Source organism: Pseudomonas sp. 11/12A (assembly GCF_000800055.1).
GTDB classification, from domain to species: domain Bacteria; phylum Pseudomonadota; class Gammaproteobacteria; order Pseudomonadales; family Pseudomonadaceae; genus Aquipseudomonas; species Aquipseudomonas mohnii.
In genome coordinates this window covers 5,387,646-5,409,428 of the sequence record NZ_JUGV01000001.1, presented here as the reverse complement: position 1 = coordinate 5,409,428, position 21,783 = coordinate 5,387,646, and the positions used below count along the sequence as shown (strand labels likewise).

Here is a 21,783-nt window from a genome sequence, read left to right as displayed (position 1 = left end):
ACGAATGGCTCGCACCCACAGAGCTTTAGGCGATGGTGGTGGGCTCTCTAAGGTTAAGTGAAAAATCTAGCGGAGTGGCGACACATGACCATGCCCTGCGAGCGTACCCGGAGTATTGTCCAAACAGGCGAGTTCTTGCGTGAGCTGTCCAGAGATAAGACCCTCCCAGAATCTGTTCGTCAGCAGGCAAAACGCCTCCTGCGACATTACCCAGAACCATGGGTGATCTTTGGGATCGGCTCCTTTGAAGAGTTGCTTCAAACAAAGGATCCGAGCGATCCAACACGAGAGTTCGCGATAGTGGTCCACACTCCCCAGTTGAGCTCCAGCACTGACGGATAAGGCTGGAAAAACTCTCTCAGACTGAGTCTATGATAGAGACCATGGTTTGTGGCAATCCGAGATGGTGCTGTCCGCGCTTCAACGCTCCGACCCTCGTGCTGATGAACGGCATAGATTATCATGCTGTATGCATGTACAGTTAATGGGTTCTTGTGGTCTTACTCATTGCCTAAGTGTTGAAGCCCTTAGGCGGTGTCACGTGCCGAGATAAGCCCTGAAGTTTGTTGGGTAAAGTGTTATTTTCAGTGATTCTATATTGATACTATCGGAACGGAATTCGACCAATGATCACACTGAAAACTGCCATTATTCACAGCTTCAAGAAGCTGGCCAAGACCAGCTTTATCTCCGAGGTGGTCAAGAAGGATGTGGCGCTCGATACTGAAAATCCTGCGTTACATTTTCTAGTCAATGGCATCCACGGCCTCATTGGCAAAGAAGGCAACAGCGTGGTCTATGGACAGTTTGCCAATGATGACCGTCAGGGGCCGTTTCCAGAGCGCTTCACCGCGTTCGTAGAAGTACAAGATGATAAAGCGCAATTTATCGACTTGACCCACTTGGCAATGGACCAACTGGTGGAGCAAGCCGGTAATCAAGTCTTGTCGACTGGTGGACACATCCTTTGCGCCCAGTACACCTCGGGCGCAACCGACTTTTTCCTGGTCGCCAGCATGAAGGAGCGCGGTGGTATTCAGCTGGACGAAAACTATGTGCCGAAGGAAATTCAAGAGGTCGATCTCAACAAGGTTCAGCAGGCCGCCAGGATCAACTTGGCTAGCTTCGTGGCCATAAAGGCTATGGCTGCTGCGGCCGCTGCTGCGCCTGAGCAGGATGAGGATGACGCAGAGGATGAAGTGGATTCAACCTACCTGTGCTTCATCAGCCGCGGCCGTGATAGTCAGGCATCTGACTATTTCATTTCTGCACTGGGTTGTGCGAAAGGAGTTGCCTCCGGACGCGCTACAAAAAATGCAATTGATAACGTTGCCCGGTTTTTTCGCGACAACAAAGCGTTAAAAAGCTTTGGTTATAAGGCCAAAGAGGCGGTGATCAAATATCTGGAGGAACAGTTGGCCGCAGGCAAGTCCGCGCGCCTGGACGCCATCTGCCACGTCGCGGTCGCACACGTACCCGCTGACTTAGTGGATGAAATCGTTGGTCTGAAAGACTATTTGAATAGTGAGAAACATAAGGTGCCGGACGACTTTACGGTCAATGCGAAATCGCTGAAAGAGAAGACCCGTATCAAGGGGGACGCTGCTAACTGGTCGTTGCAATTCGAGCGTGGAGCGTTAGGTAAGGATCCGGCCGCAGACGTTTACTATGATGAGGGACGGAAGAAGTTGACCCTGTCCAATCTGACTGCCGAACTGGTTGGTGTGATCGAGAAAGAATTGCTGGCTAGGGCTGGCTAAGAATGTTTTCCAATGTGGTAGCTCTCTACCGTGCCCTCGGAGCGCCCACCATTGAGGATGGGGTCATCCGCTATGAGGGGAGGCCAACGCCCGACATTATCGGTGCGTTGCGAATGTGTGATGACCTGCCCGCAGCTTATGGCAAGTTCGAGCATTGCTCTGAAAAAGCTGACTCTCTCGATATTGAGTTTCGCTTGCCATCGAACGAGTCGGGCCGGTTCTACGCGAACTTAGGCGAGTTTGTCGCTCGCAATGGCTCATTGGGCAAGGGCCAATTTCCGAGCAACGTGTACATTGTTGAGCTCAGTTGGGCGGATAGTGATGACACCGAACCTTCGGCGATTAAGACGCTCAGGCGCGTTTGCCGGCTGATCGAGCTGCTTGCACTGCTAGCGATCGGTGTCGACAAAGACAGCAGTCTAGATGGTTATAACCTGTTTTTTGCCTTGCCTCCTGATGGGGCTAAGCCTCCGAGAACTTTTCTGTTGCCTACCCAGGTTGACGTCAAGGTTCTTGACTATGAGCTCAACCACCTGAGCTTGTTGGAAGAAATACTCAATCGAAAAAACGAAAACAAGGCGCACCTCTCCGAACGAAAATTGATGATTCGGATGGCGGTGGCGAGCGTCATCGAGAAGTTTGAGAGCGAGCCGAATCTATTCTTGGTGATCGTGCGGGAGTGGCGGGAGATCCTCGCCACGTACCGTGCGAATCTGCAAACCTACGTCTATAGCTTCTCGTTTGAGCGGGCCCGGCGCGAGGTGGCCCAGGCTGAAATCGACTATGGCACTAAGCTTAGTGGGGTACTGGGTGACATCGCGGGCAAGATGCTTGCCCTGCCGATATCGCTAGCGGGTCTGGTCGTGCTGGAGAAAACAACCTCAAAATTCGAAGGTTTTATTCTTGTCCTTGGGCTGGCAGTCGTCTCTGTGGTTCTGCTTGCGATCCTGCACAATCAAATGCTGCAAACAGAGCGCTTGTTACACAGTTTCAATGTCATCTTCGATGATTTTAAGGACAAGATAAAAACCTATCCCCCAAAACTTCAGGGCTTGCTCAGGATCACCATTGACCAGGTCGACAAGCAGGGCCGAACGCTCACCAGGACCTTTCGCTTGCTGAAGGGGCTGTCCTTGCTGCCAATCGTCGGGGCCTTGCTGCTGGCCGCGATAAAATACTGGGATGGTTTCGTATGGCTGTTGATGACCATCCTGTCGATCGTGTTTTCCGCGCTCAACGTAGCCCCGAACTTTCTCAGCCCGTAATGGCATTTGTAACACGTTCGCTGCCTAATCTAGCTGTGCGCAAACGACTCATGCTACTGGAGTGTGCCAAGCAGCTCTCCGTGATATGGGGGATATGTATTTTTCAATAAAAGGCTCATAGATACTCCATGTAGAACTCGAGCTAATTTCTGATGCTCGTATGACGCATTCAGAGTACCCGCCAAAAAATTAAATTTCTAAGAGTCGAACTCACGAGTACACGGGACACCTTACACATATGTAATATCCGCGGCAGCTTTCTGAAAGGCTTCATTGGTTATCCTCTAGTCAGAAGTAAGTGAGCTCTAGGAGAAAATCATGAAAGCATTAAAAGCACTTTTCGCCGTTTCTATTTTAACCTTGTCTTCATTGGCAATGGCTGAAGGCGGCGGTGACCGCGTTTACGGCCGGATGATGCAAGAAAACCAACAGGCGATGGAGCAATATGCCTTAAAAAATGGTAAGGCCATCCCTGAAGTTGTTCATTATGAGTATGGTATGAACCTCGATATTCAGAAGGTTGTCAGTGTCACGCAAGCCAACAAATCCTGTAGTGTTGCGCCTTCGCGTATGACCTATGAAGACTCGGCTGGGAAGCTCAACACCGTGGAGTACAAGGTTATGGGTACCAACTGCCCACATGGAAGCTAGCCCTTAAGCGTCATGCCTACGTCAGATCATTCAATTATGCTTTTTAAGCATGCTTACTGGTCGCTGACGTATAAGTAATTTTCAGGTCACGCTGGAGTTATCTTTTGTATGAAATTATGTCTGCCGGCACCTAGAGGGAATCTCTACGTGCCGGTGGCTTTTTTATAATGATAAAAATATTTCATAAAGAAACTCTGCCAAGCTAAAGCCTGGAGTGTTAAATGAACAATAAAAGCTTTTATGGTCTTTCTCTCATTGCCCTTGGCATGAGCATGGGGCAAGTTGCAGTGGCCGTTGAGCAAAAAACTGAGGGGTTCATTGAAGGGAGCACCCTTAGTCTTCTCAATCGTAATCTCTACTTCAATCGTGACTATCGAAAGGGCCAGTCAAGTCCCACAGGCAATGGCTACGCTGAAGAATGGGCTCATGGGATTATCGGGCGCTTTGAGTCTGGCTTCACCGAAGGCACCGTCGGGTTCGGCATTGATGCATTTGCAATGGTAGGACTCAAACTTGATTCGGGTGATGGGCGCTCGGGGGCTCGAAGCTCAGTGGATGTCATGCCCTATAACAGCAAAGGCCAACCTGAAGACTCTTACTCAAAAGTAGGCGGAGCTGCGAAGGCTCGCTTTATGGATACGGTGGTCAAAGTAGGAGACGTATTTCCATCCACGCCTGTCGTGGCATATGGCGATTCTCGACTGCTGCCAGAGAGTTTCCGGGGAGCAACGTTCACCAATACCAGCATTAAAGACCTGACCATTCAGGGCGGCCGGCTGCATGCGATGAGCCAACCCAACTCCAGCAGCATGCGTGACGGCTTTTCGACTTTCTATGCCGGTGCTGTTGATGCTCCGTGGATTGCTTACCTAGGGGGGGATTACACCGTCAATGAGTTCGTTGGTGTGAGTCTTTACGCCAGTCAATTCAAGGACGTTTGGAATCAGTATTACGCTGGCACTTCGCTTAGTTACCCGCTCTCAGACAACGTCGCGTTGATCGGTGGATTTAATTACTACCGCGCGGTCGACGAGGGTAAAAAACTCCTAGACAGCTTTGATAACAATATCTGGAGCGGAAAAGCCGGGGTCAAGTTCGGCGTCCATACGGTGACCGTTGGCTATCAACGCAGCAACGGCAATGACGATTTCGATTACCTACGCCAATCGGACTCGATTTTTCTGGATAACTCCATCCAGTACAGCGACTTCAACTCACCGAAAGAGCAATCCTTGCAGCTACGCTACGACCTTGATATGCAAGCTTTCGGCATTCCGGGCCTTAGCTTCATGACTCGCTACGCGAAGGGGTGGGACGCTGATTATTCCAACGCGAACCGCGTGTACATGCGTCGCGGGGCAGATGGAGCGCCATTGCAAGACCAAAAGCGTTGGGAGCGAGACATTGAGGCTAAGTACATCATCCAGTCAGGCTCTCTGAAGGACATGTCTCTGCGTGTTCGCCAAGCAACCACGCGTGCTACCGATTTCGAATCTGATTTGGATGAGGTCCGACTGATTGTCGAGTACCCACTGCAACTGCTTTAACGAGCGCTAACCTGCGGCACCAATTGTTCGACTACCAGGTACACCCCGTCTCCTTGTTTCTCCTTTGGTTTGGGAGGCGGCTTAGGCGCCCTAGTGGCGCCTTTTTTTATGTGGATTGACATAATGGCAGGACGTTCTGTTGTCAGTACCTGTGTTCGCCCCGCTTGGTAAACCTGCTATCTAGGATCTTTTGATCCGTTGACAGGCAATTTCCATTCATAACTGAGACTGACGGTGCAGAGTCATCGTCGATGTTCACTTCGACTGCGTGTGCATCGTTTAGTTGAGGGTGTTATAGAGTGGGTCTGAGGGGAACAGCAGGAGAGGCGACCAACAGTAGCTCATTGTCTTGGCGTGTTGCTGAGCGCGGAATGGACAGTATGTGTCCCGCTGCACGGCTATGACGCTAACCATGCAGGGGAAGGATTGAGGGGCCAGATTAGTTTCCGGGGTATTCAGCAATGACCTGGTCTGTGCCTGCTTTGGACAAGCCGATTACCTGGTAAGCATCATGTTCTCCGTTGACTTCCATGCCTGGAGATCCAGCCGGCATGCCAGGAACGGCGATCCCGAGAAGGTCGTCACGTTTGCTCATCGCAATGATTTGCTCGGCGGGCACGTGACCTTCAACAAACTTTCCATTGATCATTGCTGTGTGGCAGGACGAGAGTCGTGGAGCAACACCGAGATTCTGCTTGACCGCGCTCATGTTGGTTTCTACATGATCAATGACGGTGAAGCCATTGGCTTCAAGGTGCTGAATCCATTTCTTGCAGCATCCGCAGTTTGCATCTCGATGAACATCGATTGTCAGTGCCTGTGCTGCTTGAGCGGTGGAACCGATGAATAGCGCTGCGAACGTTGCGATACGCAGAAAGTGACTTGAGAGTCGGAAGTTATCTGTCATAAATTTTTCCTCTTGCCTTGGCTGTGTCGGGATACCCTCGGAGAAGCCAATCCCTCACTCGAGCGTTCAATCCCGCTGCTTCGGTTCAATCGAAGCGCTTACCCTAGAGTGGAGAAAGCGACTTCTCGGTTATTCAAAATTCGGTGTGGCGTTACTCAAGTCTCTCAGAACCACATCCGAATACCGGCTACGAATTTCGCCTCGTTAGTTTTTCCCCCTTCATCGCTGGCCAGGTCTGCTGTTTTTCCGTAGGAACGATTCCAGGAAACACCGAGATAGGGGGCGAATTGACGGACTATTTCATAGCGCAACCGCAAACCCACCTCGGTGTTGGCCAGTCCGGAGCCAATGCCGCGCTGAGGATCATTTTTTCCGTAAAAATTGGCTTCGGCCGTCGGCTGCAAGATCAGGCGATTGGTCAGCAGAATGTCGTAGTCGCCTTCCAATCGAGCAGCGGTTTGACCGTTCTCACCGATGTAGGCAGTCGCTTCGGCTTCAAAGTTATAGAGGGCCATGCCCTGAATACCGAGCGCTCCCCAAGTTTGTGGTGACCCGGGCTTGAAGTCTTGTCGTACGCCGGTGACGACATCCCACCATGGACCGATGGAGTGCCCCCAAAGTGCTGAGAGTTCAGCGTTTTCCGTTACGCCATTGGTACGTTCGCCTTCCGAGCGCAACCACAGTCGGTCAACGTCACCGCCGATCCATCCTTTTGCATCCCAGGCCAATGCACTACCGTTGTCAGCATCCTGGTACTCAAACTTATCCAGCAGCATGAAGGAGTTGAGTTTTTTATCGTGGACACCATGACCAGCAACATCTGGAAAGGCGGCTGCACGGTCAGCATCGGTAAGTACGGGAACTGGGGTTCGACTGGTAGTCGCCCCTCCATCCATACTTTCCATTCCGTCCATTTGCCCGTCATCCATACTCATCTTGCTGTGATCCATAGCCCCCATCTTGCTATGGTCCATCTTGGAGTGATCCATCTCTTCAGCGGCGTGAGCCATGACAAAGAAAGCAGGACTGGTAGAGACTGCCAGTGCCATCAACGTTGGGCGTAAAAACTTACTGGTCATGATCTCAATCTGCCTTTTTGGTTTTTTGGTCATGATCCATCGATTCATGGCTCATCTTGCTGTGGTCCATTGACCCGTGATCGGGCTTTGACTCGTTTGTCGCAGTTGCAGGTTTGCTCGTTGCTTTCGCAGGAGTAGCAGGTGAATGCTCACTACTATCTTCGACTGCCAGCGCCACGGACGAGAGTCCACCCATCAAGCTGACGGCAAAGAGGCAACCGACCAGCGATTTACGATTTAGGTATGTGCTCACAGATCGTCTCCTTTACTCATCAACCCGTACTTCACGGAACATGCCCATTTCCATATGGAAAAGCAGGTGGCAGTGATATGCCCAGCGACCTAAGGCATCAGCGGTGACTCGATAGCTGCGCTTGGTACCTGGTGGCATGTCGATTGTGTGCTTGCGCACCATGAACTTGCCGTTCTCATCCTCAAGGTCGCTCCACATGCCGTGAAGGTGGATGGGATGAGTCATCATGGTGTCGTTCACCAGGGTGATGCGAAGACGCTCCCCATACTTCAGACGAAGCGGCTCGGCGTCAGAAAATTTGATTCCGTTGAAGGACCACGAAAATTTCTCCATGTGACCGGTCAGATGAAGCTCAATGGTGCGATTGGGTTCGCGACCGTCAGGGTCTTGGAAAGTGCTTTTCAGATCTGAGTAGGTTAGCACTCGACGACCATTGTTCCGCAAACCGATGCCCGGATCGTTTAGCTTTGGCGTTGGGTTCATAGCTTGCATGTCAACCAAGGGGTTGTTGGTTTCGGACGCTGGGTGAGTCTGCATTTCGCCACCCATACTGCCCATCCCTGCCATCTTGCTGTGGTCCATGCCGGCCATGTTGGACATGTCGCCTTTGTCCATCCCTGCCATCTTGCTGTGGTCCATGCCGGCCATATTGGACATGTCATCTTTGTCCATTCCCGCCATCTTGCTGTGGTCCATATCGGCCATGTTAGTCATGTCACCGCTGTCCATGCCGGTCATCCCGGTCATCCCGGTCATGTCACTTTGGTCCATTCCGGCCATCTTGCTGTGGTCCATGCCAGCCATGCTGCCATGGTCCATGCCCGCCATACCGCCCATACCCATGTCATCCATGGTCAAAAGCGGCCGTGGATCGATCGCAGGTACCTGTGCCTTTAATCCTTCTCGAACTGCCAAGGTCCCACGTGCATAACCGGTTCTATCCATGGACTGGGCGAAGATTGTGTAAGCCTCTTCGCTGGAAGGTTCTACGATCACGTCATACGTTTCTGCCACGGCGATGCGGAATTCATCGACGCTGACTGGTTTGACATGTTGGCCGTCAGCCGCCACAACGGTCATTTTCAAACCAGGGATGCGGACGTCGAAATAGCTCATAGCTGAGCCGTTGATAAAGCGCAGGCGCAGCTTCTCGCCCGGCTTGAAAATACCGGTCCAGTTACCGTTCGGCGCCTGGCCATTCATGAGATAGGTGTAAGTATCCCCACTGACGTCTGCGAGATCAGTGGGGTTCATTTTCATTTCAGCCCACATCTTCCGATCGGCCACGGCAGCAGACCAACCTTGCTTGCTGACGTCGTCGATAAAGTCGCCCACGGTACGTTTGTGGTGGTTGTAGTAGTCCGATTGCTTCTTGAGCTTGGCCATGACGCGACTAGGATCTTCATCGGTCCAGTCAGTCAACATCACTACATAGTCGCGGTTGTATTGAAAAGGTTCAGGCTCTTTCGAGTCGATGACGATTGGACCGTAAACGCCTGCCTGCTCCTGCAAACCAGAGTGGCTGTGGTACCAATACGTACCGTTCTGATGCACCTTGAATTTGTACTCGTACATGCCATCGGGCGCAATGCCATGGAAACTCAAACCCGGTACACCATCCATGTTGGCGGGCAGAATGATCCCGTGCCAATGAATGGAGGTGTCTTGGTCTAGGCGATTTTTCACACGCAGTGTGACCGTCTCGCCTTCGCGCCAGCGCAGCAAAGGTCCGGGCAACGAACCATTGATGGTCAAGGCTGTGCGCGGCGAGCCAGTTATGTTTACAGGGGTTTCACCAATAAACAGATCAAATTCGTTACCGGTGAGAACGCTCGGCAGGCCAGGGCTGGTCACTGCCCATACAGGAGTGCGCCACAGACCAAGGCCGCCGAGAATGCCACCAGCGGCCAGGCCTTTAACGAATGTCCGCCTAGAGGTTTTGGAATGCATGCCGTTTATGTCCGATCAGTCAAAAGGGAAGCCGTGCGAAACAACCAATGAGTTGCACAAATAGGTGAAGGCACTCTTTCGGGGGGATATGAGCCCGAATGAGCTCGCTCGCCGTCACTAAAAACGAGTTCTTACGGCAAGCGAGCTCAGAAATTGCCACATTTGAACCACCACAGTGATTACATTTCTGTCAGCTTGGGAGCGCAGCAAGCTATTCAGCAATTCTTGTGGTCCATCGCTTTGGCTTGGCTTTCTGCGATGGGAGGTTGGGTGCTTTGCTTTTGGGCTACTTGATACGATTCCATTGAATTACTCCTAGCCGCTTCCATACGTGCGAACGACCGGTCACCACCGCCTTCAGCCATTGCCAAAGAAGAGACGGTCAGGGCTGCGATGACGAACAAAGTTTTGATGGGGTTCATTTGAATTTCCTCTGATGAGTATTGGTAATCCCCCGAATCCACATCAAGTGATGATTCTTAGGGGAGAGCTTATGGCTCAATAGGACTATAAGACTCATCCCCTGTCAGGAACCTTAGGTGAATATTACAGTTGTGTCAGGTTGCGATATTTCTCTTGAGGAGTACGCTAGTTAATCCGTAAGGTCTCGATCTTCCAACGTCACACCGCTATTGACTGAGTCTCTGTTTGAGATGCATAACTTTGTAAGTTTCTGTTAACTCCAAAGGTGAAACGTTTTTTAGTTTCTGCACTGGTACTGCATATGTGTGTTCGATGTTCTTGAAAAATAGTAGCGCTACTGAGGGTGATTGATTGTGAGTATTAGTTTTGAGAAAGCGCTTGGCTCCGCAGAAAGAGCGTTAATTTATCGTAGCCAAAGAGCTGAGATTCTGAGTAACAATATCGCAAACGCTGATACACCGAACTTCAAGGCCCGAGACTTAGATTTTTCTACTGTGCTTGCAAGCCAGACAAAAGCAACACCTGCTACTCCGTTTTCTTTGAAAACAACAAATGTAAAACACATTACCGAAAAAGAATCAGCAGGTGATATTTACGAAGGTGCTTTGCTTTACAGCACACCGGCTCAACCTGCCATTGATCAAAATACTGTCGATCAGCAGGTCGAAGTCGCAAAGTACGCAGAAAATGGAATACGTTTCGACGCCGCTTTTACTCGGTTGAATGGAGCGTTCAAAGGTTTGCTCAAAGCTCTGCGAGGTGATTAGTAGCGCAAGGGCTTGCGAGCGGTAATTGTGGCCGACGCGGCTGCTTCGGTACTCCTGAGGGTTCACCAAGGGGAGCCCCCTGCATACGGGGCTCTGACCATGGGAAGTGTCAGCATTCAAGCGTTGATCTGAGAAGGAAAACCTAACGCCTCGACAGTTTTACGAATCTGCTCTGGGCTTTCGCTGCTTTCAACACTCACCTTACCGGCTGACCGATCCACGGAAACCGTAGCTTCGTTGTCCAGTGACTGAATCGCTTTGGTGATTTTGCTGACGCAACTGCCGCAACCAATGCCTGATACATCTAAGACGAACATGGTTATTCCTCTCGTGCTGAGCGGTCTCTTTTCACCGCACCGACAGCATCAACGTTGACACGATGGCAAGGTCAACAGTTATCTGTTTCGGGTTGTGAGCGTCATTGAAGCTCAGTCAATTCGGGTATTCCTAAGTCTCAATGCATTGAAAACTACAGATGCAGAACTGACGCTCATGGCTATGGCAGCGATCATGGGCGACAGGAGATGTCCTGTCAGTGGATAGAGCAAGCCTGCGGCAAGAGGAATACCCATCGAGTTGTAAAGAAAGGCGAAACCCAAGTTTTGCCGCATGTTTTTTACTGTTGCGACCGAAAGAGCCCGTGCTCGTAAAATCCCCATCAGGTCGCCTTTTACCAGCGTGAGTTGCGCGCTATTCATCGCAACGTCAGTCCCTGTCCCCATGGCAATGCCCACATCTGCTCGCGCCAGGGCCGGAGCATCGTTGATACCGTCACCAGCCATGGCGACCTTCCGGCCGTATTGCTGGAGGTCTGCGACCAGACGTTCCTTGTCCTGAGGTTTCACTTCACCGTGGACTTCTTCAATCCCCATCTCCCTGGCGACAGCCCGGGCGGTGGTGAGCCCGTCGCCAGTAGCCATGATGATTTTGATGTCATCAGCCTTGAGCTTGGTGACTGCTTCTTTGGAGGTCGGTTTTATCGGGTCTGAGACCGCCAGTAACCCTGCCAATGCCCCGTCAACTGCGAGATAGATGATGCTGATGCCTTCAAGGCGCAACAACTCTGCACGCTTTTGTAGGGGCTTGGTGTTCACGCCTGCGGCTTCCATCAACGCGGTGTTCCCCAGCTGGATCTTCTTGCCATCAACGATGCCACTGACCCCGATACCTGAACCAGACTCAAAGGATTCTGGCTTGGTGAGCTTAATGTTCTTGGTTCGGGCATGATCGACGATTGCATGAGCCAAGGGATGTTCGCTGCCCTGATCAAGGCTGGCAGCCAGCTGAAGAACATCGGGGGGATTGAAACTGGGTGTGGCCTCCACACTGTGAAACACTGGCCTTCCTTCTGTCAGGGTGCCTGTTTTATCGACAATCAGCGTGTCGATCCTGCAAAGGTTTTCGATGGCACTGGCATCCCTGAACAGCACACCCATGCTGGCTGCTTTACCCGTCGAAACCATGATCGACATGGGCGTAGCAAGACCCAACGCACAGGGGCAAGCGATGATCAGCACGGCGACAGCGTTGATCAGACCAAACACCCAACTGGGCTCAGGGCCAAAAAGCCCCCAACCGACAAATGTCAGTATTGCAATCGCGATAACACCCATCACAAAGTAGCCGGCAATCGAGTCGGCCATTCGTTGCATTGGTGCTTTGGAGCGCTGAGCCCGAGCGACCATCTGTACGATCTGTGACAGCATGGTCTCGGCGCCGACCTTTTGCGCCTCCATTACCAAGCTCCCATGTGTATTCAGAGTGGCGCCGATCAGGCTATCACCAGCGCTCTTCATTACCGGCACTGGCTCGCCAGTGAGCATGGACTCATCCACCGCACTTTCACCCTCCAGTACTGAGCCATCAACGGGCACCTTTTCACCTGGCCTGACCCGCAGATGGTCTCCAAGGTGAACATGGGTGAGAGGAATGTCTTCCTCCTGTCCATCGGCATTGATCCGGCGTGCGGTCTTGGGCGATAAACCGAGAAGGGACTTAATGGCGGCGGAGGTTTGCGATCGGGCTTTGAGCTCAAGAATCTGCCCAAGCAAGGTGAGCGAGATGATGACCGCGGCGGCTTCGAAGTAGACGCCGATACGTCCATCTTGCATGAAGGTAGCGGGAAAGCTTTGGGGAAAGAGCGTTGCCATGACGCTGTAAAGGTAGGCTGCGGCGGTACCCAAACCAATCAAAGTCCACATGTTTGGACTGCGATTTCTTATAGAGGCTATGCCCCTTACAAAAAAGGGCCAACCTGCCCATAAGGTCACCGGTGTCGCCAGAGCGAACTCGATCCAGTTTTGGATCGAGCCATGGAGGAGTTGTAACGAGTGTCCCGCCATGGCGAGTACGGTCACTATCACGGTTAATGGCAGCGACCACCAAAAGCGGCGGGCGAAATCCCGGAGTTCAGGATTTTCTTCTTCATCGAGCGCGGGCATGACCGGCTCTAATGTCATGCCACATTTAGGGCAGTTGCCGGGTCCGGGTTGACGTATTTCCGGGTGCATCGGACAGGTAAACTCAGTGCCTGTTTGTACCGCAGGCACTGGAGTGGTGACGCGGGATTCGGCGCTCGAAACATTACCGCTGTAGCGTTCAGGATCAGCTCGAAACTTCTCCTGGCATTTCAGGCTACAAAATTGATACGTCTGTCCCTGATAAGACTCACCAAATTTACTTGGTGAAGTGACTGCCATTCCGCACACCGGGTCACGTAGATCATCGTCATTGAGCGGAGCAGCAGGGGCGTGACTGTGGTCGTGGTGGCTCGATATGGTAGGCATGGCTATTTCCCTTTTTCGTCCTTATGGGTTGCTGCCTGATCGCCATGGTTATGTCCGCCATGTCCATGTCCATGTCCAAAAAAATGCATCAATGGACAGATCAACAGAATCAGATAAGGCCAAAATGGATAAACGTGGCTGAAATGCTCCCGCAACACGTAGAAGGCACCAATCGCAATGAGCATGATCAGTACAACGCCTGTTTTGCGCCTCCAAAATGGTGCGGTGGTGTTTCCATCCGGATGCTGATGGTTATTCATGATCTAGACCCCACTGTGTAAGCGTTGCTGTGATCTCTGCGACAGAGCGTAGCCAACTCGTGCGTCGAAGCGGTGTTAGCAGCCAGCTTCGGCTTACTTCAGGTCAAACGGACCAACCATCCCTGACTGATAATGCCCCGGCACGTTGCAGGCAAACTGAAGGTCTGTGCTGTTGTTGAAGGTCCAGATCAGCTCTTGGGTTGTGCCAGGCTCAATCAGGACGCTGTTCGGGTCGTTGTGCTCCATTCCGACCATCTTCATTCCACCCATGCTGTGGCTCATACCGCTCATCGTTTTCCCGGTACCGGTGGGGTTAAGTGTCCCGTTCTGGAACATGCTTGCCATTTCTTTTTGGTGTGCTGCATGAGCAGCGGCTTTGCCGATGTTGAACTCGTGCAGCAGCGAACCCTCATTGCGAAGGACAAATCGAATAGTTTCACCAGGCTTTACGTCGATGCTTTCAGGTTTGAAGAAAATATCGCCCATCTCGACCTCCACCGTACGGGTAACCTCAGAGGCGACTCCAGGCTGGCCGATGTCCTCTTTCCCATGCCCTGCGCTGGCCATAGCCGTAGCACCGAAGAGTAGAGTGATTGCTGCGATGACTGGGGTAACGAGCTTAGCTTTCATAGTGACCTCGAGAGTAAGAGTGGGAACACTGGCTATGCTAAAGACACGGAGCTGCCAGTTAACTGACCTGAACACTACATATCTGTCAGTTTTCAAAAAAAACACGGCGTCCAAAGACGCCGTAGTCAACGGTACTGTTCAAAAAGCCCTTTGGAAGCCGGTTCTCACTGATGATTCTCTGAAAGCATCAATTTGTGCTCACGTTGCATTTGGCTCAAAACGTCGTCGGCAATTTTGTCGTGCTTTTCCATCCAGGCCAGGTGCTGTTGGGGTGACATTGAGGCGTCTGGATGATCTTTATGGAGTTGGCTCATGATGTCGCCGAGCATCTTCATATGCTCGGTCATGTGGACATGTCGCTGTCCTTCAGGGGCTTTTTCAGCTTGAACCAGTACTGCTTCAGCCTTGTCGCGCAGGCCTTCCATACGCTCTATCACGCGGTCTCCGCCACTTTCAGCCCATACAGAAGCTGAGACGAGTATTGAGCTCACAAAAAACAGCATTTTCAGGCGATTCATGGGGCAACTCCTTATGGAATTGTTTTCCGGCTCCCAAACGTTTCGTGCTGAAGAGTCGGTCGAGCACCAGGAAGTACTCATGCTTGAACCCTAGACAGCGCTCGCTGACATTTACCTGAAGCCAATATTACTTTTCTGTCAGTTGCTGGTTGGCTGGCGTGTTTCGTTGCAGACTGCGCTTCATCATTATCCGAGAGCCACCCTCATGAGACTTCTGGTTGCTGAAGACGAACCCAAAATAGGTATCTATTTGGAGCAAGGACTCACGGAGGCGGGGTTCAATGTGGATCGCTTTACCAATGGCAAAGTGGCGCTTCAGCACGCTTTGAGCGAGGCCTATGACCTGCTGATTCTCGACGTCATGATGCCTGGGCTGGATGGCTGGGAAGTACTTCAGAAGGTTCGTGCATCTGGGAAAGATGTTCCCGTGCTCTTCCTCACGGCGCGAGACCGCGTTGAAGATCGAGTGAAAGGACTTGAACTCGGGGCAGACGATTACCTGATTAAACCCTTCGCATTTTCTGAACTGTTGGCTCGCGTCAGAACGTTGCTGCGTCGGGGTAACGGCGCTCCCTCGCAAACCTATATGAAATTGGCTGATCTGGAGGTGGACCTGCTCAAGCGCCGAGCCATTCGTGGAGGTAAGCGCATAGACCTTACGGCCAAAGAGTTTGCGCTGCTTGAGCTGTTACTACGTCGTCGAGGGGAGGTGCTGCCAAAATCACTTATCGCCTCCCAGGTTTGGGACATGAACTTCGACAGCGATACCAATGTTATTGAGGTCGCGGTAAGGAGACTGAGAGCAAAAATCGATGATGATTTTGAGGTCAAGCTGATTCACACCTCGCGGGGTATGGGTTACATGCTCGACGCACCTGATTCGGAGTCGGAATGAACCGAATGTCCCTGACGACTCGCATGAGTCTGATGTTCATGCTCGCGGTAACGGCGGTGCTCACGGTAGCCGGACTCAGTTTCAATAACCTCAGCCGGCATCATTTCAAGATGCTGGATCAGCAGGCATTGAACGAAAAGCTCCATTCGACTCAAAGAATTCTGACGGGGTTGAACAGCATTGATCAATTCAGTGATGTTAAGCCTGAGCTGGAGGCGCTGCTGGGTGCTCACCGTGATTTGACTGCCCTAATAATCGGTGGTGACGGCAAGCTGCTGTTTGCTGATCCCGGTCCGGTAGATATTCCGAAGGAGTTCCGCACAACCACAAACAACAACGTCTGGGAGTGGCGGGAGCAAGGGCAGATGTTCCGTGGAGTGACGGCACAAGCCGTTGTGACGGGGCAAGACAAGCCGTTGACCGTCATGTTGATCTTTGACGTTACTCAGCATATGTCCTTTTTCGAGACGCTTGAACGATGGTTTTGGATAGGGTTGGTGATCAGCGCATTGGTCAGTGCTGCACTCGGCTGGATGGTAGCAAGCAGTGGCATGCGGCCCATTCGCCAGGTCACGCGGGTCGCTGCCTCAATGTCAGCAAAATCACTCAAAGAGCGCATCCCCTTAGCACCCGTTCCGAAAGAACTTCAGCAAATGGTGCTGTCGTTTAACGCAATGTTGTCCAGGCTCGACGATGCATTTGTCAGGTTATCGAACTTTTCCGCAGACATTGCCCACGAACTTCGGACCCCGGTGAGCAACTTGATGACCCACACCGAAGTGGTGCTTTCAAGAAAAAGGAATATTGAGGACTACGAAGACAACCTGTACTCCAATCTTGATGACTTGAAGCGTATGAGTCGGATGATTGATGACATGCTTTTTCTAGCGAAATCTGACAACGGTCTGATCACACACGAGAACAAACCAATAGACCTGGTGGAAGTCGTGGAAAAACTGCTTGAGTACTACCGCCTTTTGGCTGATGAGCGAGGGATTGAACTCAAGGTTTCAGGAAGGGGCAGCGTCCGAGGCGATGTCCTTATGCTCCACAGAGCCATTTCTAACCTGCTCTCTAACGCGCTTCGCTACACCTCTGAAGGGAAGACGATCAGTGTCGAAATCCTCCAGAAGGAGATGTCGGTATTGGTCGTCGTGGAGAACCACGGAGAACCCATTGCCCCCGAACACCTTGAAAAGCTTTTTGATCGTTTTTATCGCGTGGACCCAGCGCGCAGAGAAGGAAGTCCAAGCAACGCAGGGCTAGGTCTGTCGATAACCCGATCAATTATTGAAGCGCATGATGGCAAGATCTGGTGTACGTCATGTGACGGGAAAACGGCCTTTCATCTAGAGTTTCCTAGTGTTGACTTGAAGGTCAGCTGAACAACGGCGCATTTGCGATCAACGGCGATCTCTCAGCCTGCGCCCAGCGTCCACTCTCGTTATTTTTGAATGAGTGAAAACCTTAGTGTCGCGGGCACGCGGTCTCGTCTTTAAGTCTCGCTACGCCCGCCAATTTGAGGCCAAACACCGCGTCAAGCTGACTGAAATGTAATCGAACAGTTTGCGTTCGTGTGGCATCGTGTTCTTGCGCTGTGACGTTGGAGCCTAGTGAGTTTCTCGTGTTCAACCTGCCCTAGAACACGGAGGCTACTAGCTAATCATCAGTGGTTTTAACAAGAATCGAAAAGTAAAAACTAGATATTCCCAAACAAACCTCGAATCAACAGCTCTTGCTGTGAGGAGTCTTGCATGTCATTCCTTAAAACTACGACCGTAGCTGTTGCACTTACCGCTGGTTTGCTTCTGAGTGCAGTTGCTCAAGCACATCCAAAGCTCCTTTCGTCCACTCCGGCAGAAGGCTCGAATGCAGCGGCCCCTTCGAAAATTGAACTGCACTTTTCTGAGAATCTCACCACTCAGTTTTCCGGTGCAAAACTGATCATGACCGATATGCCTGGCATGCCGAACTCCCCAATGGGTGTTAAGGCTGCCGTCGCTGGTGGCGGTGATCCGAAAACGATGGTGATTACACCGGCAGCACCTTTGACCACCGGTACCTACAAAGTCGAATGGCGTGCTGTCTCCTCGGACACTCATCCGATCACCGGCAACTTCTCATTCAAAGTGAAATGATTGATGAGCGACTCAATAAATATTGTGGTTCGCTTTGCTCTTTATTTCGACCTGATGCTGTTATTCGGATTGGCAATTTTCGGCTTGTACAGCCTCAGGGGAAAAGAAAGAGTATCGGGCACGGTCTTGAATTTTGAGTCGCTTCTTTACGGTACTTCCGTTGCAGGTGTAGCTCTGTCCCTTGCCGCGATGTTGTTGCTTGCGAAAGCAATGAGCGGTGTGTCCGAGCTTATGGAGCTACAGCAACATATTTTTGAAATGGTCCTTATGGGGACCGACGTCGGGTTGACCTGGATGGTCCGAATAGCGGCCTTGGTGATGGCAATTATTGGCGTCGCGTTGAATAAGCGATTTCCGACACCCAGTCTCTGGATCGTCACTGTATGCGGAGCGATTGCGTTGGCGACGTTGGCATGGACAGGGCACGGTGCCATGGATGAAGGCAGTCGACGCTACTGGCATTTCATCGCCGACATTTTCCACCTATTAGCCGCCGGTGGCTGGTTGGGTGCTCTATTGGCATTCGCTCTACTGCTGCGGTTGAAATCGCTAAAGGGCGAACAAGAAGCTCGAATTCTTGCACGGGTGCTGACTGGCTTTGAGTCGGCCGGCGGAGTGATTGTTGCGATCATAAGCGTCACGGGCGTAGTAAATTACCTGTTTATCGTTGGCCCAAACCTCGATGAAGTGATGCTCAGTACTTATGGCCAGCTGCTGTTTTTGAAGATCCTGCTCTTTGCCGGGATGATCGTGTTAGCCACGCTGAACCGCTTTCACCTAAGTCCGGTATTGGAGCGGTCAGTTCGAAATGGAGAGTACTCTGCCGCGGTAAATGCCTTGCGTCGCAGCATGACACTCGAGTTTTTAATGGCAGTCATCATAATTTGTCTTGTCGCATGGTTAGGCACTTTAAGTCCGGAAATGGAAATGAGCGCCGAATAGAGGTTGGCCCGGGCATCGTAACGTCCAATATCAGCAGGTCATAAGCTTCGCTAAAGGCGTGCTGAAGGGCGTTGGTACCGGTAAACACCAGTTCGGGTGGTTGAGGTAACTCATCAGACGCTTACAGAATTGTAATTTTCGCTTCAGCTTTTTATCAGGGAGGTCATCTAGGGTGAAATCATGAGCACCGTGTTAGGGCTCATGTCGACAGCCAGAAGCAAACCCTATTCTAGGTTGTCGTTGAACATTTAGCCGTTTGAGAAGACTGTCTCATGAAGCTCATAAAGACTGCGATTGTGATCGGTTCGGTCCTTCTGTCGTCCATGGTGTGGGCTGAAGGCGGTGGAGACCGCGTTCTTGCACGTTTTGCCGCTCATCAGAATCAGGGCAAAAGCATGGTGCAGCAAGCTGTGAAAACGCAGCTAGCGCCTAATCTAAAGGGGATGATGGTTCATAAAGGCTTAAATCAGGCATGAACCGCTGTGTGGTATTGGAGCGCTTCTGAGCTGGCCTCGGGTCAGGCGTACTCTTAAAAACTGAGGGAGCTATACACTGTGATGGCTCAAAATCTGGATAAAACCTTGATCAAGCTGCTCATGGTGCTGCTGTTTGTCGTAGCGGCAGCACATGGTCAAGCGTTGATGTTTAAACCCGAGTCGTCAACTGCTCCTCTTAACTGCCCGGCAGCGCAGACTATGCTTGCTGAATCCAGCAGAGTGAATATCTGCCCTGACATGTCGAACCAAGTCACTTGCTCGATAAGTTGTTCCATTCCCTCAACGGGAGCAGTGACGTTTCTTGTTTCAATCTGGCACGCCTTAAAGTCATCTCCATACGACTGCTATACAACTTTACTCGGTCGCATGCCCGTTGCTCCAGATCCTTTTCCTCCTAAACATTCCAGCCTGTCCTAATCACGCCGAGGGCTAGCTCGCTTGTTCTTCAGCAGCTCCGTCAAAAGAACATGAAGACCGTCGCTCGGGGCTACTAACTAATATTTTTGTCGTCAACGGAAAAGGATTAGGTGGTTACCGTGAATAAATCATCCACTTTTTTGGGTGGGATGTTACTCGCACTCACTGCCCTTGCGATGCCTATCGTTAACGCTGCTGAAGAAGCCATTCTCTATAAAAACCCAAGTTGTACGTGCTGCGATAAATATGCGGACTATTTGCGTGAAGGTGGGTTCAAGGTGTCGATTGTCGCGGATTCTGCACAGCTTCAGCAGATCAACAAGGCCGCTGGTCTTCCCTACTCTTTGGCAGGCTGCCATGCCGTTGCCATTGATGGTTACGTTGTTAGCGGCCACGTCCCGCTAACAGCCGTCAATAAATTACTGGCAGAGCACCCTGCAATTCGCGGTATCACCTTGGCCGGGATGCCACCTGGATCGCCAGGCATGGACGGCACCCAGCAGAAGCCGTTCGAAATTTACGCCTTTGACGGAGATAAAAGCTGGCTCTACATGACCCAGTAGAAACGTCAGAGCGTTAGTTTTGTGGCTGAGGTATGTAAATAAATACTGAAAATTTTGAGGATTAACCATGACCAAGAATATAGCGCCATACGCAAGAGGTATGTTGCAACGTCACCCACTGCTCGCAGGGCTCACCGCTGCAATTGCGTTCACCTTGCTTTTTAACCTGAACACTCTGTTTGCATCAGTCACGGTACCTATTCTGCTTTCTATTCTGCCCTGCGTGCTAATGATCGGGCTCTGCATGAAAAGCATGGGCGGTAAAACTGCATGCGAGCAGAAGGCTTCGGATCAGCCATTGCTTACCCAGAGCCTGTCGAAAACCCAGGTCGTTGATCAGGAGAATTATCATGCGTAACTCTATTGCCTACACAGCCGTACTCGCCGCGATCCTAACTCTTGGAGTTATTTCCACGAGCTTTGCTGAACAGCCTCAGAGTACTACTAAGGACAGCTCTGACATGATGAAAGGAAAGGATATGCCGATGATGGAGGGCGGTAAAATGCCGATGATGGACATGATGCAGGAGATGTCAGCCATGATGAAGAACTGCAATACGATGATGGAAAGCATGAATAAGCACATGGGCAGTGAGCCTGCCCAAGGCAGCACTAAAGTGCAATAACAGCTTCTTTAGTCGCAGGTCTTGAGCCCTCTTAGACAGAGAGAAACCAAGTCTGAGTAGTGGTATCGCACTCAAGCGGTATCGCTACTCAGATGCTCCGATGTTTCTTCCAAGTGTCGGCGCTGAGTTCCGATCCGCTGTTGATCGAGATGGAGCCTAATCATGAATGACTTTTCCATGCACTATGGGCACTGGGGGTGGGTGCTGGTCATGGTGCTCATCGCCTCCTGGGTCCTCTACCGTTTTGTCGCTCCACGTAGTTGGCGCGACTGGATGGGCGCAGGTTTAGTGCAAGCGTTCATCATCGCGTTATACGCCGAGATGTATGGTTTCCCACTGACTATTTATCTGCTGACTGGTTTTCTGGGAATCGATCTCCCGCTGACCGGATTCTCGGGCCATCTCTGGGCAACGATGCTGGACTACGGTGCTACCGGGGCCATGCTGGAAATGATGTTGGGCGGCGTGTTTATCGTGATCGGCCTAGTGCTATTGATCCGGGGCTGGGTTCAGGTTTACCGCACAAGTCTGGAGGGGAAGCTGGCGACACAGGGTGTCTACGGTGTGGTCCGCCACCCGCAGTACACCGGGATCATGCTAGCGGTCTTCGGTCAGGTCATTCACTGGCCGACGGTGATCACGTTATTGTTGTTTCCCCTGATCGTCTTGGCTTATGTCCGTCTAGCGAAGCGGGAGGAGTCGGCCTTGACCGAACGTTTTGGCGAGGAGTATCAGACCTATCGGCAGCGGGTGCCCATGTTGTTCCCACGCTTGCGAAATTGGCGGGAGTTCATCCATTCACTGCTCTTTACTTATCAGCAATAGCCTAGTGTCCTCTGAGCCTGCGTGACGAACACGTCACCGCAAACGGGTCACAAGAATACTTGTTGACCGAAAAAAGGCGCCTAA

26 protein-coding genes and 1 pseudogene are annotated in these 21,783 nt (G+C 51.5%); 16 read left to right on the top strand and 11 right to left on the bottom strand.

The genetic code is table 11. The features are described 5' to 3' along the window. The first annotated feature begins 84 nt into the window (after positions 1 to 84). The 5 genes from GQ39_RS33875 (at position 85) to GQ39_RS24890 (ending at position 5,223) form a co-directional block, all read left to right on the top strand. On the top strand, positions 85 to 342 hold the full coding sequence (locus GQ39_RS33875) for a BPSL0761 family protein (RefSeq protein WP_047535431.1): 258 nt from the start codon (positions 85 to 87) through the stop codon (positions 340 to 342). A 284-nt stretch (positions 343 to 626) separates the two neighbouring features. Next, complete coding sequence (locus GQ39_RS24905) at positions 627 to 1,760, top strand: nucleoid-associated protein (RefSeq protein WP_047535429.1); 1,134 nt, start codon at positions 627 to 629, stop codon at positions 1,758 to 1,760. 2 nt (positions 1,761 to 1,762) lie between these two features. Beyond that, on the top strand, positions 1,763 to 3,025 hold the full coding sequence (locus tag GQ39_RS24900) for a hypothetical protein (RefSeq protein WP_047535428.1): 1,263 nt from the start codon (positions 1,763 to 1,765) through the stop codon (positions 3,023 to 3,025). A gap of 318 nt (positions 3,026 to 3,343) precedes the next feature. Beyond that, positions 3,344 to 3,676, top strand: a complete 333-nt coding sequence (locus GQ39_RS24895; RefSeq protein WP_047535426.1) for a DUF2790 domain-containing protein — start codon at positions 3,344 to 3,346, stop codon at positions 3,674 to 3,676. A gap of 221 nt (positions 3,677 to 3,897) precedes the next feature. Beyond that, positions 3,898 to 5,223 (top strand): OprD family porin, encoded by a 1,326-nt coding sequence (locus tag GQ39_RS24890; RefSeq protein ID WP_047535421.1) that lies wholly within the window; start codon positions 3,898 to 3,900, stop codon positions 5,221 to 5,223. A 439-nt stretch (positions 5,224 to 5,662) separates the two neighbouring features. Here the strand turns inward: GQ39_RS24890 and GQ39_RS24885 are convergent, their stop codons facing one another. From GQ39_RS24885 to GQ39_RS24870, 5 genes are all read right to left on the bottom strand, one after another. Further along, a complete protein-coding gene (locus tag GQ39_RS24885) occupies positions 5,663 to 6,130 on the bottom strand; it encodes a DUF411 domain-containing protein (RefSeq protein WP_047535419.1) in 468 nt (155 codons plus the stop codon). Between the two features lie 164 nt (positions 6,131 to 6,294). Then, positions 6,295 to 7,242, bottom strand: coding sequence for a copper resistance protein B (locus tag GQ39_RS24880; RefSeq protein WP_047539167.1), 948 nt, complete (start codon positions 7,240 to 7,242; stop codon positions 6,295 to 6,297). Then, positions 7,214 to 7,462 carry a hypothetical protein gene (locus tag GQ39_RS32660; protein ID WP_177329337.1) on the bottom strand — a complete coding sequence of 83 codons (249 nt, stop codon included), beginning with the start codon at positions 7,460 to 7,462 and terminating at the stop codon, positions 7,214 to 7,216. The genes GQ39_RS24880 and GQ39_RS32660 overlap by 29 nt, the downstream gene beginning before the upstream one ends. Before the next feature lie 12 nt (positions 7,463 to 7,474). Next, positions 7,475 to 9,412, bottom strand: a complete 1,938-nt coding sequence (locus GQ39_RS24875) for a copper resistance system multicopper oxidase (protein ID WP_047535416.1) — start codon at positions 9,410 to 9,412, stop codon at positions 7,475 to 7,477. A 215-nt stretch (positions 9,413 to 9,627) separates the two neighbouring features. After that, positions 9,628 to 9,834: a co-regulatory protein PtrA N-terminal domain-containing protein gene (locus GQ39_RS24870; protein ID WP_047535413.1), complete on the bottom strand. Its 207-nt coding sequence runs from the start codon at positions 9,832 to 9,834 to the stop codon at positions 9,628 to 9,630. Positions 9,835 to 10,188: 354 nt separating this feature from the next. On the opposite strand from GQ39_RS24870, the gene flgB reads away from it, so the two are divergent. Beyond that, entirely contained in the window at positions 10,189 to 10,602 is a 414-nt protein-coding gene (flgB, locus tag GQ39_RS31860) for a flagellar basal body rod protein FlgB (protein ID WP_081998022.1), read from the top strand. 116 nt (positions 10,603 to 10,718) lie between these two features. Here the strand turns inward: flgB and GQ39_RS24860 are convergent, their stop codons facing one another. The 5 genes from GQ39_RS24860 to GQ39_RS24840 all read right to left on the bottom strand — a co-directional run bounded on the left by GQ39_RS24860 (position 10,719) and on the right by GQ39_RS24840 (position 14,796). Continuing rightward, a complete protein-coding gene (locus GQ39_RS24860; RefSeq protein ID WP_046056972.1) occupies positions 10,719 to 10,919 on the bottom strand; it encodes a heavy-metal-associated domain-containing protein in 201 nt (66 codons plus the stop codon). A 111-nt stretch (positions 10,920 to 11,030) separates the two neighbouring features. Beyond that, a complete protein-coding gene (locus tag GQ39_RS24855) occupies positions 11,031 to 13,388 on the bottom strand; it encodes a heavy metal translocating P-type ATPase (protein ID WP_081997969.1) in 2,358 nt (785 codons plus the stop codon). Between the two features lie 2 nt (positions 13,389 to 13,390). Continuing rightward, complete coding sequence (locus tag GQ39_RS31855) at positions 13,391 to 13,648, bottom strand: DUF2933 domain-containing protein (RefSeq protein ID WP_081997968.1); 258 nt, start codon at positions 13,646 to 13,648, stop codon at positions 13,391 to 13,393. 93 nt (positions 13,649 to 13,741) lie between these two features. Then, positions 13,742 to 14,278, bottom strand: a complete 537-nt coding sequence (locus GQ39_RS24845; protein ID WP_047539163.1) for a cupredoxin domain-containing protein — start codon at positions 14,276 to 14,278, stop codon at positions 13,742 to 13,744. A 164-nt stretch (positions 14,279 to 14,442) separates the two neighbouring features. Next, on the bottom strand, positions 14,443 to 14,796 hold the full coding sequence (locus tag GQ39_RS24840) for a co-regulatory protein PtrA N-terminal domain-containing protein (protein WP_046056976.1): 354 nt from the start codon (positions 14,794 to 14,796) through the stop codon (positions 14,443 to 14,445). A 205-nt stretch (positions 14,797 to 15,001) separates the two neighbouring features. Here GQ39_RS24840 and GQ39_RS24835 point away from each other — a divergent pair, with 205 nt between their 5' ends. The 4 genes from GQ39_RS24835 to copD all read left to right on the top strand — a co-directional run bounded on the left by GQ39_RS24835 (position 15,002) and on the right by copD (position 18,771). Then, on the top strand, positions 15,002 to 15,691 hold the full coding sequence (locus tag GQ39_RS24835; protein WP_020795035.1) for a heavy metal response regulator transcription factor: 690 nt from the start codon (positions 15,002 to 15,004) through the stop codon (positions 15,689 to 15,691). Continuing rightward, positions 15,688 to 17,076, top strand: a complete 1,389-nt coding sequence (locus tag GQ39_RS24830) for a heavy metal sensor histidine kinase (protein WP_047535400.1) — start codon at positions 15,688 to 15,690, stop codon at positions 17,074 to 17,076. The genes GQ39_RS24835 and GQ39_RS24830 overlap by 4 nt, the downstream gene beginning before the upstream one ends. A gap of 369 nt (positions 17,077 to 17,445) precedes the next feature. Next, on the top strand, positions 17,446 to 17,829 hold the full coding sequence (copC, locus tag GQ39_RS24825) for a copper homeostasis periplasmic binding protein CopC (protein ID WP_019821291.1): 384 nt from the start codon (positions 17,446 to 17,448) through the stop codon (positions 17,827 to 17,829). 3 nt (positions 17,830 to 17,832) lie between these two features. Further along, positions 17,833 to 18,771, top strand: coding sequence for a copper homeostasis membrane protein CopD (gene copD / locus GQ39_RS24820; protein ID WP_047535395.1), 939 nt, complete (start codon positions 17,833 to 17,835; stop codon positions 18,769 to 18,771). Positions 18,772 to 18,778: 7 nt separating this feature from the next. Here copD and GQ39_RS32655 read toward each other — a convergent pair. After that, positions 18,779 to 18,859: pseudogene (locus GQ39_RS32655) on the bottom strand (DNA-binding response regulator); the annotation flags it as partial. 184 nt (positions 18,860 to 19,043) lie between these two features. Here GQ39_RS32655 and GQ39_RS24815 point away from each other — a divergent pair. The 6 genes from GQ39_RS24815 (at position 19,044) to GQ39_RS24795 (ending at position 21,699) form a co-directional block, all read left to right on the top strand. Continuing rightward, positions 19,044 to 19,247, top strand: a complete 204-nt coding sequence (locus GQ39_RS24815; RefSeq protein WP_047535392.1) for a co-regulatory protein PtrA N-terminal domain-containing protein — start codon at positions 19,044 to 19,046, stop codon at positions 19,245 to 19,247. An 81-nt stretch (positions 19,248 to 19,328) separates the two neighbouring features. Then, on the top strand, positions 19,329 to 19,685 hold the full coding sequence (locus GQ39_RS32895) for a hypothetical protein (protein WP_158249375.1): 357 nt from the start codon (positions 19,329 to 19,331) through the stop codon (positions 19,683 to 19,685). A 119-nt stretch (positions 19,686 to 19,804) separates the two neighbouring features. After that, entirely contained in the window at positions 19,805 to 20,248 is a 444-nt protein-coding gene (locus GQ39_RS24810; RefSeq protein WP_047539161.1) for a DUF411 domain-containing protein, read from the top strand. A gap of 67 nt (positions 20,249 to 20,315) precedes the next feature. Further along, on the top strand, positions 20,316 to 20,606 hold the full coding sequence (locus GQ39_RS24805) for a hypothetical protein (protein ID WP_046056980.1): 291 nt from the start codon (positions 20,316 to 20,318) through the stop codon (positions 20,604 to 20,606). Beyond that, positions 20,599 to 20,874 carry a hypothetical protein gene (locus GQ39_RS24800; protein ID WP_047535389.1) on the top strand — a complete coding sequence of 92 codons (276 nt, stop codon included), beginning with the start codon at positions 20,599 to 20,601 and terminating at the stop codon, positions 20,872 to 20,874. Before GQ39_RS24805 ends, GQ39_RS24800 begins: the two co-directional genes overlap by 8 nt. 162 nt (positions 20,875 to 21,036) lie before the next feature. Further along, positions 21,037 to 21,699, top strand: coding sequence for a methyltransferase family protein (locus tag GQ39_RS24795; protein WP_047535386.1), 663 nt, complete (start codon positions 21,037 to 21,039; stop codon positions 21,697 to 21,699). Positions 21,700 to 21,783: the final 84 nt, after the last annotated feature.

Bases quoted from the DNA above. Each gene is read 5' to 3' on its own strand.
- GQ39_RS33875 (WP_047535431.1), top strand. From the start codon at position 85: ATGACCATGCCCTGCGAGCGTACCCGGAGTATTGTCCAAACAGGCGAG.
- GQ39_RS24905 (WP_047535429.1), top strand. From the start codon at position 627: ATGATCACACTGAAAACTGCCATTATTCACAGCTTCAAGAAGCTGGCC.
- GQ39_RS24900 (WP_047535428.1), top strand. From the start codon at position 1,763: ATGTTTTCCAATGTGGTAGCTCTCTACCGTGCCCTCGGAGCGCCCACC.
- GQ39_RS24895 (WP_047535426.1), top strand. From the start codon at position 3,344: ATGAAAGCATTAAAAGCACTTTTCGCCGTTTCTATTTTAACCTTGTCT.
- GQ39_RS24890 (WP_047535421.1), top strand. From the start codon at position 3,898: ATGAACAATAAAAGCTTTTATGGTCTTTCTCTCATTGCCCTTGGCATG.
- GQ39_RS24885 (WP_047535419.1), bottom strand. From the start codon at position 6,130: ATGACAGATAACTTCCGACTCTCAAGTCACTTTCTGCGTATCGCAACG.
- GQ39_RS24880 (WP_047539167.1), bottom strand. From the start codon at position 7,242: ATGACCAAAAAACCAAAAAGGCAGATTGAGATCATGACCAGTAAGTTT.
- GQ39_RS24875 (WP_047535416.1), bottom strand. From the start codon at position 9,412: ATGCATTCCAAAACCTCTAGGCGGACATTCGTTAAAGGCCTGGCCGCT.
- GQ39_RS24870 (WP_047535413.1), bottom strand. From the start codon at position 9,834: ATGAACCCCATCAAAACTTTGTTCGTCATCGCAGCCCTGACCGTCTCT.
- GQ39_RS24860 (WP_046056972.1), bottom strand. From the start codon at position 10,919: ATGTTCGTCTTAGATGTATCAGGCATTGGTTGCGGCAGTTGCGTCAGC.
- GQ39_RS24855 (WP_081997969.1), bottom strand. From the start codon at position 13,388: ATGCCTACCATATCGAGCCACCACGACCACAGTCACGCCCCTGCTGCT.
- GQ39_RS31855 (WP_081997968.1), bottom strand. From the start codon at position 13,648: ATGAATAACCATCAGCATCCGGATGGAAACACCACCGCACCATTTTGG.
- GQ39_RS24845 (WP_047539163.1), bottom strand. From the start codon at position 14,278: ATGAAAGCTAAGCTCGTTACCCCAGTCATCGCAGCAATCACTCTACTC.
- GQ39_RS24840 (WP_046056976.1), bottom strand. From the start codon at position 14,796: ATGAATCGCCTGAAAATGCTGTTTTTTGTGAGCTCAATACTCGTCTCA.
- GQ39_RS24835 (WP_020795035.1), top strand. From the start codon at position 15,002: ATGAGACTTCTGGTTGCTGAAGACGAACCCAAAATAGGTATCTATTTG.
- GQ39_RS24830 (WP_047535400.1), top strand. From the start codon at position 15,688: ATGAACCGAATGTCCCTGACGACTCGCATGAGTCTGATGTTCATGCTC.
- copC (WP_019821291.1), top strand. From the start codon at position 17,446: ATGTCATTCCTTAAAACTACGACCGTAGCTGTTGCACTTACCGCTGGT.
- copD (WP_047535395.1), top strand. From the start codon at position 17,833: ATGAGCGACTCAATAAATATTGTGGTTCGCTTTGCTCTTTATTTCGAC.
- GQ39_RS24815 (WP_047535392.1), top strand. From the start codon at position 19,044: ATGAAGCTCATAAAGACTGCGATTGTGATCGGTTCGGTCCTTCTGTCG.
- GQ39_RS32895 (WP_158249375.1), top strand. From the start codon at position 19,329: ATGGCTCAAAATCTGGATAAAACCTTGATCAAGCTGCTCATGGTGCTG.
- GQ39_RS24805 (WP_046056980.1), top strand. From the start codon at position 20,316: ATGACCAAGAATATAGCGCCATACGCAAGAGGTATGTTGCAACGTCAC.
- GQ39_RS24800 (WP_047535389.1), top strand. From the start codon at position 20,599: ATGCGTAACTCTATTGCCTACACAGCCGTACTCGCCGCGATCCTAACT.
- GQ39_RS24795 (WP_047535386.1), top strand. From the start codon at position 21,037: ATGAATGACTTTTCCATGCACTATGGGCACTGGGGGTGGGTGCTGGTC.